Annotated in this window: 13 protein-coding genes; 6 read left to right on the plus strand and 7 right to left on the minus strand. The window is 40.9% G+C overall.

Annotated elements, in window-relative coordinates; all coding sequences use genetic code 11:
• The 3 genes from VJ937_RS10070 to VJ937_RS10080 all read right to left on the minus strand — a co-directional run.
• Positions 1–764: chorismate-binding protein (locus VJ937_RS10070; RefSeq protein ID WP_324066770.1), on the minus strand; the 764-nt coding region annotated here is incomplete at its 3' end.
• A 402-nt stretch (positions 765–1,166) separates the two neighbouring features.
• On the minus strand, positions 1,167–1,634 hold the full coding sequence (locus tag VJ937_RS10075; protein WP_324066771.1) for a nucleoside deaminase: 468 nt from the start codon (positions 1,632–1,634) through the stop codon (positions 1,167–1,169).
• A 60-nt stretch (positions 1,635–1,694) separates the two neighbouring features.
• Positions 1,695–2,675, minus strand: a complete 981-nt coding sequence (locus VJ937_RS10080; RefSeq protein ID WP_324066772.1) for an XdhC family protein — start codon at positions 2,673–2,675, stop codon at positions 1,695–1,697.
• Between the two features lie 101 nt (positions 2,676–2,776).
• On the opposite strand from VJ937_RS10080, the gene VJ937_RS10085 reads away from it, so the two are divergent.
• Together VJ937_RS10085 and ygeW are read left to right on the plus strand one after the other, a co-directional pair.
• The gene (locus tag VJ937_RS10085; protein ID WP_205627929.1) at positions 2,777–4,015 is read left to right on the plus strand and encodes a YgeY family selenium metabolism-linked hydrolase; all 1,239 of its coding nucleotides are present in this window, start codon (positions 2,777–2,779) and stop codon (positions 4,013–4,015) included.
• Between the two features lie 15 nt (positions 4,016–4,030).
• The gene (ygeW, locus tag VJ937_RS10090) at positions 4,031–5,218 is read left to right on the plus strand and encodes a knotted carbamoyltransferase YgeW (RefSeq protein ID WP_324066773.1); all 1,188 of its coding nucleotides are present in this window, start codon (positions 4,031–4,033) and stop codon (positions 5,216–5,218) included.
• Between the two features lie 70 nt (positions 5,219–5,288).
• Here ygeW and hydA read toward each other — a convergent pair whose 3' ends face one another.
• The 3 genes from hydA to VJ937_RS10105 form a co-directional block, all read right to left on the minus strand.
• A complete protein-coding gene (gene hydA, locus VJ937_RS10095; protein WP_324066774.1) occupies positions 5,289–6,662 on the minus strand; it encodes a dihydropyrimidinase in 1,374 nt (457 codons plus the stop codon).
• Between the two features lie 3 nt (positions 6,663–6,665).
• Positions 6,666–7,298, minus strand: a complete 633-nt coding sequence (locus tag VJ937_RS10100; protein ID WP_324066775.1) for a hypothetical protein — start codon at positions 7,296–7,298, stop codon at positions 6,666–6,668.
• A gap of 94 nt (positions 7,299–7,392) precedes the next feature.
• Positions 7,393–8,055: a nucleotidyltransferase family protein gene (locus tag VJ937_RS10105; protein WP_324066776.1), complete on the minus strand. Its 663-nt coding sequence runs from the start codon at positions 8,053–8,055 to the stop codon at positions 7,393–7,395.
• Positions 8,056–8,119: 64 nt separating this feature from the next.
• Here VJ937_RS10105 and ygfK point away from each other — a divergent pair, with 64 nt between their 5' ends.
• Positions 8,120–11,398, plus strand: a complete 3,279-nt coding sequence (gene ygfK / locus VJ937_RS10110; protein WP_324066777.1) for a putative selenate reductase subunit YgfK — start codon at positions 8,120–8,122, stop codon at positions 11,396–11,398.
• Positions 11,399–11,400: 2 nt separating this feature from the next.
• Here the strand turns inward: ygfK and VJ937_RS10115 are convergent, their stop codons facing one another.
• Positions 11,401–11,862, minus strand: a complete 462-nt coding sequence (locus VJ937_RS10115) for an Lrp/AsnC family transcriptional regulator (RefSeq protein ID WP_324066778.1) — start codon at positions 11,860–11,862, stop codon at positions 11,401–11,403.
• A 165-nt stretch (positions 11,863–12,027) separates the two neighbouring features.
• Between VJ937_RS10115 and VJ937_RS10120 the strand changes: the two genes are divergently transcribed.
• From VJ937_RS10120 to VJ937_RS10130, 3 genes are all read left to right on the plus strand, one after another.
• A complete protein-coding gene (locus VJ937_RS10120) occupies positions 12,028–13,503 on the plus strand; it encodes a pyridoxal-phosphate dependent enzyme (protein ID WP_324066779.1) in 1,476 nt (491 codons plus the stop codon).
• A 115-nt stretch (positions 13,504–13,618) separates the two neighbouring features.
• Positions 13,619–14,857 carry a threonine synthase gene (thrC, locus tag VJ937_RS10125; protein ID WP_324066780.1) on the plus strand — a complete coding sequence of 413 codons (1,239 nt, stop codon included), beginning with the start codon at positions 13,619–13,621 and terminating at the stop codon, positions 14,855–14,857.
• Positions 14,850–15,178, plus strand: a 329-nt coding sequence (locus VJ937_RS10130) for a (2Fe-2S)-binding protein (RefSeq protein ID WP_324066781.1), incomplete at its 3' end; no start/stop codon positions are given. The genes thrC and VJ937_RS10130, both read left to right, overlap by 8 nt.

Genomic DNA, 15,178 nt, shown 5'->3' on the forward strand with positions numbered 1-15,178 from the left:
CCATAGTCGAAATAGAACAGATACGGAGATGGATTAATGGAACGCAATGCCCGGTATACATTGAACTCATCACCTTTGAAACTTTTATTAAACCTCCGTGAAAGTACCAACTGAAAAGTATCGCCCAGCTGACAATGCTCAACAGCCTTTTCGACAAGTTCCTTGTAGTTTTCATCAGTCATATTTGACTGTTCCTGCCCTGAAGCTTTGAAGGGATATGAAGCATAAGCGCGGTTCAGCAGTTGATCTTCAATTTCCTGTAAACGTGATGCGTCTCCATCCGGAATGAGCTCCATTAACGTGGCTGAATATTGATGGTGATTAATGGCTATTACGAACCGGTATAGCTGATAAAAAATATCAGGAATTCGTGTTCTGTTGTCTCGTTGGGGGATATCAACTTTCTCAAAATTGGTTACCGCATCGTAGGCAGTGTAACCAAACATTCCATTTAGTCGAAGCGCTTCGGGACTTCCATCAATTTTAAAATAATCAAGAAATTGTTGGAGTTTATCATTTACATGACCAGTAAATCGTTCAGATATATCCTCATTCAGGAATGATACCCGGGTTTGTGCTTTATCATGCACAAAAGCCGCCAAAGGATCGAGGCACAGGAATGAGTAGTTGTCTGCCCCGCCCTTAAAGTCATTGCTCTCCAGTAAAATTGCATTGGGGTATATATCTCTGAATTTAAGGTACAGGCTAACCGGAGATAAGGTGTCGGCCAGAATTTGTTTCGAATGAATTTTTAGTTTACTCATTTTTTATTCGTTTAGAATTTTAAAAAACAAAAGGCTCATCGTGATTGATGAGCCTTTTAAAATTTATGCATAGCACACTCTTCACGACATTATCGTTTGCCAGATGTGCCACCACCAAAGTTTATTTTTTTGTACTTTTTCCATTTCATTAATTTTTTTATAAACTAAAAAAGCCCGTCGTGAGGTTCACGACGGGCTTGTATATTTTACATACAGATCGGCTTCCTCACGATTGATCGTCAAGATTGTGCCAATGCCATATGTTTAAAATTCGCTTCATTTGATTACAAAACTAAATATAAATTTGAAAAAACAACACCCGAAACTAAAAATTTGTTGCTTTTTCATTAAAATTCCTTCATATCTGAAAAGCCACCAAACTTTTAATTGTTTTCTTACCGGTTAGTACTCAATTTTTTCCTCAAAATTACGCCATTTATCAAAAGCTTCTTTTGCTTTTTCACGCATCATTTGGCGGGTATAGAGTTTGCGGTCTGCATAGTCAAGCTTAAGCTCATCATAAATAAAAGAGTCGTCAAAACCTGCCTCCATGGCATCGGTTTTTGTACCGGCAAAGTACAGCTTATCAAGACGCGCCCAGTATATGGCACCAAGGCACATTGGACATGGCTCGCATGAAGAATAAATCTCGCAACCCGAGAGATCAAAAGTACCCAGCTTTTGGGTTGCCTGTCGTATGGCATTGATCTCTGCGTGAGCTGTTGGATCATTGGTTAAAGTAACACTGTTTGAGGCTTCTGCAATCACTTCTCCGTCTTTGGCTATAATCGCTCCAAAGGGCCCGCCACCTTTAGCCACGCTCTCAATGGAACGTTTAATGGCTTGCTTCATTAATTCATTTTTGTCCATAGTGATTTTTCTCTATATCTGATTTGTTTAAATGTAATTTATTCTTGCTAATTTTAAAAACTATGCCGGTTGATTCTTGATTTTTATAATCTCAGCGGCAATGCTGATTGCAATTTCTTTAGGCGTATGACTGTATATCTGTTCGCCAATAGGCATATGCACACTTCCTATTTCTTGCTCATTAAATCCTTTTTCATGTAGCAATTGGTGAATAGTCGATACTTTGCTTTTGCTTCCCATCATACCTAAATATGTTACTTTTTTCCCAACCATTTGAGTAAGTACCTCCAAATCATGCATATGTCCAACAGTCATAATTACAATGTAATTACCTTCTCCTTCGTGCACATAGGATCCTGCATTGGCAAAATCTATTACATGTTTTTCATGCGCTGATTCATTGGCGTGTAATGTGGATATCTCCGGACGGTTATCAAAAATTTTGATGTAAAAACCTAACATACGCATTACCTTACTAAGCTCTACGCTGACATGACCTCCTCCGAAAATATATATTGTTTCAGTGAGCCCCTGAGGTTCTGTATAATCCCATTGCCCCTCACTTGATAAATCGCTGACAATAATTTTATTGCACTCTTGCTTTTCAACCAGATCAATACCCGCAGGTGATAGATGCAAGGCAATATTTGAAATTGTATCTTGTGCGCGTTCAATTTTTTCTATAACAGCAATTGATTCTTTAGTTAAAGGGACAATCGCCAGTGTTTGCTCACCGGCGCAAATCATACCTGAGCTCTCCTCAGCATCGGCACTGTGTACCTGCCGCATGAGTTGTGGCTTTGCAATGTTTTTTTTCAATATTTTTCGCGCCCGTTCTACAGCTTCATATTCGGCACTACCTCCACCAACTGAGCCTCGCAGTTCACCATTTTTGCTCACAGCCATTTTAAAACCCGGTTTGCCCGGGCTACTCCCTTTTGTCTCTAAAATAATTAGTAATGCTGTAGCATTATCATCCAATATTTGTTGTCGACAAAAGCTCCAGATATTTGTTTCTTGATGCGCCTCAAACTTACTCATGGAAAAATATTTTACGAAAAGGTTAAAAAATATTCGTTTATTCTATTTTTTTAAATTCACACTGCTCTTTTGTCCTGCAAATAGTCAAAAATACATAAAAAATGGTATATTTACCTTTCTCAATGCAAAAAAAATCAGACATAATTATGAGCGAAGTATATGCAAAAATTAATGAACTAGCGGAAAAATACCGTGATTATACTGCGGAAAACCTATCCAAACTTGTTAAAATAAAATCGCTGAGCCTCCAGGAGAAGGAAGTACAACAAGAGCTTAAACGCCAAATGGAAGAAGCAGGATTTGACGAAGTACGAATTGATGGGTTAGGCAATGTAATTGGCCGCGTGGGCAATGGAAAAAAAATACTTGCCATTGATGGCCACATGGATACAGTCGACCTTGGACAACTTGAAAACTGGGATTTTGATCCGCTTGGCGGAGAAATTAAAGATGGCTTCGTACACGGACGGGGCACTGTAGACCAGGAAGGCGGATGCGCATCATTTGTCACCACCGGCAAAATACTCAAAGAACTTGGTTACGATAAAGACTGGACCATATATTTCGTTGGCAGTGTAATAGAAGAAGATTGCGATGGACTCTGCTGGAAGTACCTGGTAGAAGAAGAAGGTATAAAGCCAGACCTTGCAATCTCTACAGAACCAACAAATCTGAATATTTACCGCGGACACCGTGGTCGAATGGAAATGAAAGTACATTTTTATGGTACCTCCTGTCACGGATCGGCTCCGGAACGCGGTGATAATGCTATTTACAAAGCAGCCAAAGTTGCCACTGAAATTGAGAAACTCAATGACCGGCTTAAAGATGATGAATTCCTTGGTAAAGGAACTATAACCATATCCGAAATTGTATCGGGAAGCCCCTCACTATGCGCAGTGGCTGACTACGCCGCATTTCACCTCGACCGCCGGTTGACATGGGGAGAGACCAAAGACTCTGCCATTGCAGAAATTGAGGAACTCCTAAAAGGAATGAACGCTAAAGTAGAAGTACTGGAATACAAAGAAAAATCTTATACCGGTCTTGAATATGGCATGGAAAAATACTACCCCACATGGAAAATACCTGAAGAGGCCGAAATTATTCAAACAGGGGTAAGTACGTTTGAAAAACTTTTTGACAAAAAACCCAAAGTAGACAAATGGACATTCTCAACCAATGGTGTAACCATTAATGGTATGTATGGAATTCCATTACTTGGCTTCGGCCCCGGAAACGAAGTAATGGCACACGCCCCCAATGAAAAAGTACCCGTTGATGACCTTGTAAAAGCTACAGCTTTTTATGCCGCATTTGCTTACGAAATTGCAGAATAGAAAAACAAAAACATAATGAACCTGAACGAAAAAATCAATCAGTTAAGTCAGATCAAGGCTGAACTTTTTAAAAAAGATTTCCTGCTTACATGGGAAAAAAGCGATGAAGATTTAAAAACAGTGCTGGAAGTAGCAGATATTCTTAAAGAAATGCGCCAACAGAACATTTCTCCCCGTGTTTTCGACACCGGGCTGGCGATCTCCAACTTCCGCGACAACAGCACACGCACAAGATTTTCGTATGCATCGGCCAGCAATCTGCTCGGACTTGCTGTGCAGGATCTTGACGAACAAAAATCGCAGATTGCACACGGAGAAACCGTACGAGAAACAGCCAACATGATATCATTCCTTTCCGATTTCATAGGTATACGAGACGATATGTACCTGGGTGAAGGCAATAAATATATGCGTGAAGTTGGTGATGCTTTGGACGAAGGTTTTGCTCAGGGCGTGCTCCCCAACCGGCCCGGCATAGTAAACCTGCAATGCGACATGGACCATCCAACCCAGTCAATGGCAGATTTACTACACCTTAAAAAAGAATTTGGATCACTTGAGAACCTAAAAGGTAAAAAAATTGTCATGAGCTGGGCTTATTCTCCCAGTTATGGGAAACCGCTATCTGTTCCGCAAGGCATCATTGGTTTAATGTCGAGATTTGGAATGGACATCGAACTGGCCTATCCGGAAGGATATGATCTTATACCCGACATTGTAGATATGGCCGGAAAAAATGCCAAAGCCAGTGGCGGTAGCTTTAATGTAAGTCACAACATGAGTGATGCTATGGAGGGTGCCGATATCGTATATCCCAAAAGCTGGGCTCCGTATCACATTATGGAGGAACGCACAAAGCTACTGAAAGCCGCAGATAAAAAAGGGTTGGACAACCTGGAGCAAACTTGCCTGGCCAACAATGCCAAATACAAAGACTGGGAATACGATGAAGCCAAAATGAAGCTTACTAAAAACCAGGATGCGCTGTATATGCATTGCCTGCCTGCAGATATCTCTGGTGTTTCGTGTAAAGAAGGAGAAGTAAATGCCGATGTATTTGAAAAATACCGTATTAAAACGTACCACGAAGCCGGCTTTAAACCATATGTCATTGCCGCAATGATGTTTACCAATAAGTTTAAAAATCCTGCAGCAATGCTAAAACAGCTGGTAGAACATGGCAGAAAGCGAGTAATGGCCTAACATAACATTTAATTCTTTAGAACATAAATTCTTCAAAAAAGGCTGTCCGATTCATTCCGGACAGCCCTTTTTATTTATAGAGAATATTTTTCCGCTTTAGAAATTTTCCGGGCAAATCTGATGCTTCCCAAACACCATCTTTCAAAACCAATTTACCGCTTCTTAAAATCCATTTTACATCACCCCGGACTTTAAAGCCTTCATAGATATTCAGATCTGTATTCTGATGATGATCACTGGCGCTGATTATATTTTCTGCAGTTGGATCCCATATTAATAAATCTGCATCGGCACCGGCTCTAATGTCGCCTTTCTGTGGATAAAGGCCAAATATTTTGGCCGGTTGCGTGCATGCAACATCGACCATTTTTTGAAAAGAAATCTTTTCTGGCAACACACCATAGGTATACAAAAGAGCAATTCTGTGTTCTACCCCTCCTGCTCCATTGGGAACTTTCCGAAAATCATCTTTTCCTGCGCTTTTTTGCGCAAGCGTAAATGGACAGTGATCGGTACCAATCGTACTGATCTCGCCATCTTTCAGTGCTTGCCATAATGCTGTCTGGTCGGCATCAGTGCGCAATGGCGGACTCAGTACATATTTTACAGTTTCCTCAAACGGTCCCGCATAATTCGATTCGTCAAGCAACAAATAGTGTGGGCAGGTTTCAGCAATCACCTGTTGACCTTTTGCCTGAGCATTACGTATATGCTCCATTGATTCACGTGTGGAAACATGCACTACATACAAAGGACATGATGCAGCCGCTGCCATATCAATCACTTTCTTAACAGCATCAGCCTCGGTATAATTGGGTCGTGTTGCGCGGTGCGCATCCGGCCCAAGCCTTCCCGCTGCAGCCGATTGATCGCGCAGTGCATCAATTTCATCTCCCATTTCGGCATGCACTGTTACCATACCGCCTAAGCGGCCAACTGTATGAAGTACATTCTCAACCTCATCATCTTCGAGGCCAACAGCTTTTTTATAGGCCATATAAATTTTAAAAGATGTAATGCCTTGTTCAAAACACGCTTCGATCTCTTGTGCCGTGGTTTCACGCCATTCAATCGGGCTAACATGAAAAGTATAATCTATGCGTGAATGCGCCGCTTCCTTCTTTCGTGCTTCAAGCGCATCTACCAATGACTGACCGGGTTGCGGCGTTACAAAATCTATTATCGTGGTGGTACCACCATACAAAGCTGCAATGCTTCCTGTGTAGAAATCGTCAGAAGAGGGGCCGGCCGGAGTAGGTAACTGCATATGCACATGCGGATCAACACCACCGGGCAAAACATACAAACCTGATGCATCAATAGTTTGTTCAGCATGAAAATCGCCTGCACCCACATGCATTATTTTATCATCCTCAATCCACACATCAGCCACAAGGATTTTGTTTGAAGTTACAACGGTGCCGCCTGCAATTTTAGTAATCATATTTTATATAGCTTTTTCAAGGGTTTTTGAACAGGTTCCGTCTTCCTGCTCCTCAAAACCCAGTTTTTTCAAATACTTAAAGTACTTTTCGCTGTTGGCATCTGCTACAACTTTGGTAAAACCCTCATCAAGGAAAAACTTCCGCACACGGGTATAAATATACCTCCCGTTTTTAAAATCGCGGTATTTAGGTCCCACATAATCAAGACCTACGCGCAAGACATTGTCATCTTCGCGGTGCGCAAGGAACAGCCCTGCCACTTGCATATCGCGCAAAATGAAAAAACTCACCGTGTTTTTCTCAGGTTGATACTTAAAACCCGGAAAAAAACGTTGAATTTCATTTTCATGGAACTTAAGGTACCGCAATAAATATTTGTTGTTGGGCCTTACCTCAAGGGTTTCGAACACCTCTTTTTTGTTAAAAATAATGTATAAAAAATACACATCTACAAGCACAATAAAAAGATTCATGAAACCTACCGGCAGGGCACCGATTAAAAATCCGTATAACGAAAAAGTTCCGGCACCCAGTAAATTAATAACCCGAAATTTGACGATGGAGCTCATCGTCATGGAAATAGCAATTAAGATGGAGGCCAAATAGCCTATCCACTCTAAAATATCAATATTCATTTTATAAATTTTTTACAAAGATGAGAAAAAGTTACCGAAAAACAGTATTTCTTCCTGACCTGCCTGTTTCATGCACCTGACACAGCGGCTTATTTTAAAGCGCTTTATTGAACCACTGCTCATAAGCTTCCGGCGTATTAATATTTGCAAGAATTTCGCGGTTTTGCACGGGTACACGCAATGTTTTAAACCGTTTTAGAAAAAGTTTCAGGTGCTCCTGGGGGTTTTGGTGTTCAGCAACTTGCCGAATAACATGTGAAGAAATAAGAAAAGGGTGCCCACCTTTATTTCGGTATTCTGGCAAAATATAATCAGCCTTACCAGCTGCTTTTTCCAGAATCGTCAATACTTCAGCATTGGTAAACGGGTTATCGATATTCTGCACAAATACAGCCTCAGCCCCAGTTAAGCTTTGACAAGCCAACTGTAATGAATAGAACTTTTGCCATTCGGGATGTGCATTTTTTATAATTGTGATATTTACGGCCAAATCAAAATTCTTACGAATATGCTCAGCCCCTTCCGAATTTACCACCAAAAAAACTTCTGTACAGCCATAAGTTTCATAAACCGAAATCAACCGAGAAAGAAAACAATCGTTTGCTGCAAAAGGCAAAAACATTTTTTGCGTTCCCATCCTGGAAGAAAAGCCCGCCGCCAAGATAATGGCAGGATATTTTTTTTCTTTTTGCGTAATTTTTGTCATTATTTCCTGAAATGAATATTCAACCTGGCAACAAAGTACGAAAATAGGCATTTTCACAGGATTTATGTATTTTTATACTTACTATTCATAATCACAAATCGAAAACAATCACACTATGTCAGATAGATTTCATCCTATAAGCCTGCAATTGCTATTGAAAACAATGGTCAAGGAACTGGAAGAGCAGCAGCGTATTTATAGCCTGCCAGCCGAGCTCTTTTATGCTCCGGAAAAACAAAAAAACTTTCAACAAAAAATATTCGGGCAACAACTTGACAGTCCGTTAGGTGTAGCTGCAGGTCCACATTCTCAATTGGCTCAAAATATCGTAGCATCGTGGCTCATGGGTGCACGTTATATTGAGCTTAAAACAGTGCAAACACTGGATGAAATAGATGTTGCCAAGCCATGCATCGATATGCAGGATGAAGGTTATAATTGTGAATGGTCGCAAGAACTTAAGATTAAATCAAGCTTTAATGAGTACCTGAATGCCTGGATTGCAGTTCACTATCTAAACAAAAAATTCTTTGGGAACAAACCCCTCAATACCATTTTCAACATGAGCGTGGGGTACGATCTGAAGGGCATAATGCAGGATAATGTACAATGGTTCTTCGATAAAATGAATGACTGCTCCGTTGAGTTGGCCCAAAAGATAGAAGCGGTAAAAGCAGAATTTCCTGAATTAGCAGACCTGGAAATTCCTACCCGTATCTCAGACAACATCACCTTATCGACTATGCATGGATGCCCTGCAGACGAGATACAGGACATTGCCGAATATTTACTCGCAGAAAAAAAGCTTCATACATTCATTAAACTGAACCCCACCCTTTTAGGACCGAAAGAACTTCGTACAATTTTAAACCAAACCAGTGGTTTTAAATCCGTTATTCCTGATGCAGCATTCGAACACGACCTCAAATATGCTGATGCGTTGGAAATCATACGCTCATTGCAAAAAACAGCTGATTCAGAGAAACTCGAATTCGGGCTCAAACTAACCAACACACTGGAAACCCAGAACTTTAAAGATACTTTTGGTGGTGATGTGGATATGATGTACATGAGCGGTCGCTCACTGCATCCGCTCAGCATAAACATTGCTCGCAAACTTCAGAATGAATTCAATGGTACCCTGCAACTCTCCTTTTCAGGAGGCGCAGATGCATTTAACGTGGCTGATGTACTGGCTTGTGGATTTAAAACTGTTACAGTAAGCTCTGATTTACTGAAGCCAGGCGGATACATGCGACTAAACCAATATTTTGACGAACTACATTCTCGCTTCAAACAGGTAAAAGCCATTGATATAGATACATTTATTAAAGCAACAGGCGAAGTTGATGATGCGCAAAAAGCGGCATTAAATAATCTAAACCGGTATGCCCGTGAGGTAATTAATGATCCCCGTTACCACAGAACATCCATTCAGGATATTAACATTAAAACTGACCGTGAACTCAACTATTTTGACTGTATTTCGGCACCCTGCCGCGACACGTGTGCTACCAATCAGGATATACCCGATTACATGCATTATACGGCCACAGGGCAGTTTGACAAAGCTTTTGAAGTAATTCTACGGACCAATCCATTCCCTGCCATAACCGGAATGGTGTGCGATCATTTATGTCAAAACAAATGTACGCGTGCAAACTATGATGATCCATTGCTTATTAGAGAAGTAAAACGTTTCATTTCAGAACAGGATGAAGTAAAATTACAACCGGAAGCCAAAAATGAAAAATCTGTAGGCATTGTCGGAGCGGGACCCGCAGGCCTTGCTGCAGCATATTACCTGGCTATGGCCGGATTTGAAGTTGAAGTATTTGAGCGCAAATCCAAAGCCGGGGGCATGGTGCAATTTGCCATACCGGGTTTTCGTCTTACCGACGAAGCCATAGCAAAAGACTTCAAACGAGTCACCGATCTGGGAGTAAAAATTCATTACAGCACACCGGTCGACCGCGTAAAATTCGAAAGTATAAAGTCCGGTTTTGATTATATTTTTATTGGTGCAGGGGCTCAGCTTTCTAAACCACTAAAAATTGAAGGCATTGAAGCTAAAGGTGTCATTGAACCGTTGCAATTTTTGTTTAGCGTAAAGAAAGGCGAATCGCACGGCGCAGGTAAAAATATCGTGATCATAGGTGGCGGGAACACAGCCATGGATGCAGCACGTACAGCCTGGCGGGTTGTGGGAGAAAAGGGTAAAGTAACAGTAGTTTATCGCCGCACAATTGACCAGATGCCGGCAGACCAGGGCGAAATTAAAGCTGTACTTGAGGAAGGTATTGAGGTAATTGAACTTGCCGGCCCAGAAAAAGTAATTATTGAGAATAACAAAGTAAAGACATTGCGCTGTGCAAAAATGGAACTTCAGGGCAAGGACAGCTCAGGAAGGCCCAGGCCCGTAAAAATTGAAGGCGGCGAATTTGAAATTCCCTGCGACACCATAATTCCGGCTATAGGCCAGGATCTTGATATAGATTTCATGTCCGGGAACCTACTGGAAACAAAAAATGGAACTTACCAAACAGGTGCTGATAATACATTTATTGGCGGAGATGCCCTACGAGGTGCCTCAACAGCAATAAATGCCATTGGTGACGGACGCAAAGCAGCCGCTGAAATTCTGGAGCAGGCAAAACAGCAGTTTAATATTCCGAAACCTCAAAATGGGAAAGCGCACAGCAAGCGAGAGCTTACACTCAAAAGAGCCCGGAGACAATATGCTCCGCAATTAAAAGAGCTAAATGTTAATGACAGGCAAAACTTCAAACTTGTAAGCGAAACACTCGATGAAGCCACCATTCGCGAAGAAGCCGAACGATGCCTTTTCTGTGATGAAATGTGCGATATATGTACAACAGTTTGCCCAAATTTTGCCAATTACGCTTACGAAATTGAACCAGTAAACTGGCACCTTCAAAAAATCAAAGTTGATATCGATGGTAAGGTATTCTATACCGATGACGAAATATTTGCAATAAACCAAAAACACCAAATACTAAATATAGCAAACTATTGTAATGAATGTGGCAATTGCAGCACCTTTTGCCCGACAAACTCGGCACCTTACAAAGATAAACCACACATTTACCTTACCCGTTCATCATTCGACGAAGCCGATGAAGGGTATTACCTTGAACAACTAAATGGACAAGACAAACTGCTATATAAAGATTCTGGCAAAACGGTTTCATTAACTGAAAATGATGAAAAATATGTTTATGACACAAACCTACTGACCGCTGAAATTAGCAAACACAATTTTCAAATAACAAATACAACCTTGAAGTCAAAATCAAGCCAGGAAATCACACTCCAAAAAGCAGCAGAAATGAGTATCATTCTAAAAGGAGCTGCAGCCCTGGAGTATGAATAAAATTAAAGCTCAAAATTATACTTAACCTTTGAACCATACATCACAAAAGAACTGTAAAACTGGGTGATATTATCAATTGTAGAAAATTTATTGGTAATAAAATCGTGAAACCCATCCATGTCATCGCAAAAAACTTTGAGCAAAAAATCGGAACTTCCTGATATGTAGTAGCACTCCATTACTTCGTCAAGCTCCTCTATTGCCTGCTCAAAAGCTTCAACAGCCTCTTTGGCATGATCGCGCAAAGAAACTGAGATATAGACCATCAGCTTTTTATCGAATTTCTTTGGATCGAGCAAAGTAACATATTGCTTAATATAGCCGCCTTTTTCCAGTTTCTTAATACGCTCATGAATTGGTGTAGTAGAAAGATGCAGTTTTTCAGACAATTCGCGAATGGTGATGCGGCTATTTACCTGCAATTCATTTAAAAGCTTGCGGTCAATTTCATCTATTGGCTTCATAGGTCAGAGATATTTCCTTTTAATCAAAATCTTGAACACATCAAATATAAAATTTTTCTAATTAAAATAAAAATAATTAAACTATTTCCCAAGATTAAAACACAACATAGAACTTTCGCACACATTTAGTATATTGCAAAGCAAAATAATCTAAAACAAACTGAAATGATTTCATTCACCGATAAAGTAACCAACGAAAAAGCACTTGAAAATGCAGTACAACGTTTTAAGGAGCGCAATATTATTCTACCTACCTTTGAGCAACAGCGACACCCTGATCTGATCCCCGGAAAAATTAAAGACCAACTAAAAGATGTAGGATTATGGGAGATTAATCCACTTAATCTTTTCCGTATTACATGGAAAAATGAACCCAGAGAAAAAGGTGGATTGTATGGAGATGTTAATTACCTGGAACTACCTCCTGAAATCACCGGTGTGAAGGCTAAAATTGTACTGCTTATCGGTAAATGGTTTCCTACAGGAGCACACAAAGTCGGTGCAGCTTATGGCTGTTTAGCGCCACGCATCACTACAGGAGAATATGATCCCTCATACCACAAAGCAGTTTGGCCCTCTACAGGCAACTACTGCCGGGGCGGAGCTTTTGATTCTAAACTAATGGGTACAGAATCGGTAGCTATTTTGCCGGAAGAAATGAGCCAGGAACGTTTTTCATGGTTGCGCGACGAAATTGGTTCTGAAGTAATTGCCACACCAGGCTGTGAATCGAATGTAAAAGAGATTTATGACAAATGCTGGGAAATTCGACGCACACGCCCCGATTGTATGATATTCAACCAGTTTGATGAATTTGGCAATGCCGTATGGCACTACCATACAACAGGAAAAGCCATTGAAGAAGTGTACAGTGCCGTAAAACCACAAAATGGTCGTTTGGCTGCCTATGTTTCAGCAACAGGTTCGGCAGGGACAATTGCTGCAGGAGATTACCTGCGTACAGTTGCACCACACTTAAAAGTTGTGGCTTCAGAAGCACTTCAGTGCCCGACCTTGCTCAGAAATGGCTTTGGCGGACACCGCATCGAAGGAATAGGCGACAAACACGTACCATGGATTCACAATGTTAAAAATACAGACATGGTAACTGCCATTGATGATGAAGATTGCATGCGCATCCTGAGGCTTTTTAACGAGCCCGAGGGTTTAAAATATCTGAAAAGTCAGGGCATAGACGACGAAATAATTAAAGAGCTGCATTTAATTGGTATTTCTGGCATAGGCAATCTGCTGTCGGCCATCAAAACGGCCAAATATTACGAAATGACCGAAGAAGATGTAATAATTACAGTGGCAACCGACTCGGCCGACATGTATCGCTCACGCCTTGATGAGCAAAAAGAAAGCAAAGGAAAATATAGCGAAATTGAGGCTGCAAAAGATTTTGAGAAATGTATTTTTGGAACCACAGTAGATTATACCAAAGAATTTGACTATTATGACCGGAAGAATATCCATAACCTGAAATATTTTACCTGGATTGAGCAACAAGCCAAAGAACTTGAGGACTTAAATCAATTGTGGGACGATCGCACAATATGGGACAAAATCTTCAACCAGGTACATCGTTGGGATGAACTAATAAATGAGTTTAATGAGCGTACCGGCCTGCTTAAATAGCAATTGTCCGGTGAATATAATTTTCAAGATAGAAGTATATAGAAAGTTGCCTCCGGACACAGAAATTTGTCCTATGGCAACTTTTTGCTTTTTCGATTAATCACTAAATTGCAATATGACTACCACACCAAAATTCCAATACAAATGCAATGATTGCGGGGCCACCTACGACCCGCTCGACGTGCAATACATGTGTCCGGCATGTAATGCCAAAAATACAGCCGACAAACCTCCCAAAGGTGTATTAAAAACCATATACGATTATGAATCGATAAAAAAACACAATTTTCAGAAGCTCAAAAACCGGCATTATATTGATATTTTACCAATAAAAAGCACAGATAGCCTGCCCAATCTGGCAATAGGGCACACCCCGCTCTACACCATTGACCAACTTGATGGAGAACGCCTGGAAGGAACCGTGTTTTTAAAAGATGATGCACAAAACCCAACATTTTCATATAAAGACAGGGCTTCAGCAATAGTCTCAGCATATGCCAAAGAGCAGGAAATCAATACGATTGTAACAGCCTCAACAGGCAATGCAGGCTCCTCACTGGCAGGGATTTGCGCAGCACAGGGTCAGCAAGGTATCATCATGGTACCGGCATCTGCTCCTGTGGCCAAACTCACCCAGATTTTAATGTATGGTGCTACCCTGATTCCTGTGGATGGTACTTATGACGATGCTTTTGACCTTAGCATAAAAGCTACAGAAGAACTTGGATGGTACAACCGCAACACAGGGTTTAATCCATTAACCATTGAAGGGAAAAAGACCGTAGCTTTTGAATTATATGAACAAATGGGGTATCAGGCTCCTGATCGTATATTTGTACCCGTTGGCGATGGCGTAATTATTTCAGGGGTCTACAAAGGCTTTGAGGATTTGCTGAAACTGGGACTCATTGAAAAAATGCCTACTATTGTTGCGGTACAATCGACGGGAAGCGACAACATAGCACGCAACTTATCAAACAGTGAATTTGTTGTGAAACAGAGCAATACGATCGCCGATTCCATCTCAGTCGATATACCAAGAAACTATCATATGGCTAAAAATTTCATTACGTCTTATAATGGAGAAGCTATTGCCATAGAAGACAATGAAATACTGGAAGCATCGTACAAACTTTCTAAAAATACTGGAGTTTTTACAGAACCAGCTTCAGCTGCGGCCTTCGGTGGATTGTTACACTATAAAAAACACAACAAGCTGAAAAAAGGATCTAAAAATGTAGTTTTACTTACCGGAAGTGGCCTAAAAGATCTCAAAGCAGTTCAAAAAATGATTCAAATACCATCGCCGATTATGCCCAATATCGACAACCTGAAAAAAATATATCATGATTAAATATACACTCAACGGAGTACAAACAGCTTACAGCGGAGACGAATCGCAATCATTGCTTTCGCATTTGCGTAACGACCTAAACATCACCACCCTGAAAGACGGTTGTTCGGGTCAGGGTACCTGCGGTGCCTGTACCGTTGAAATAAACGGAAAAGCAAGACTGGCATGCCGTACCAAAATGAAGAGTATCGAAAATGCTGAGGTTAATACCATTGAAGGGTTGCCGGAAGGATTTAAATCTGTCATAAGCAAAGCTTTTGCAGAGCGCGGTGCAGTGCAGTGTGGATTTTGCTCCCCCGGAATGATTATGCGGGCAAAAAG

Source organism: Salinivirga sp. (genome assembly GCF_035268865.1).
Taxonomy (GTDB): domain Bacteria; phylum Bacteroidota; class Bacteroidia; order Bacteroidales; family Salinivirgaceae; genus Salinivirga.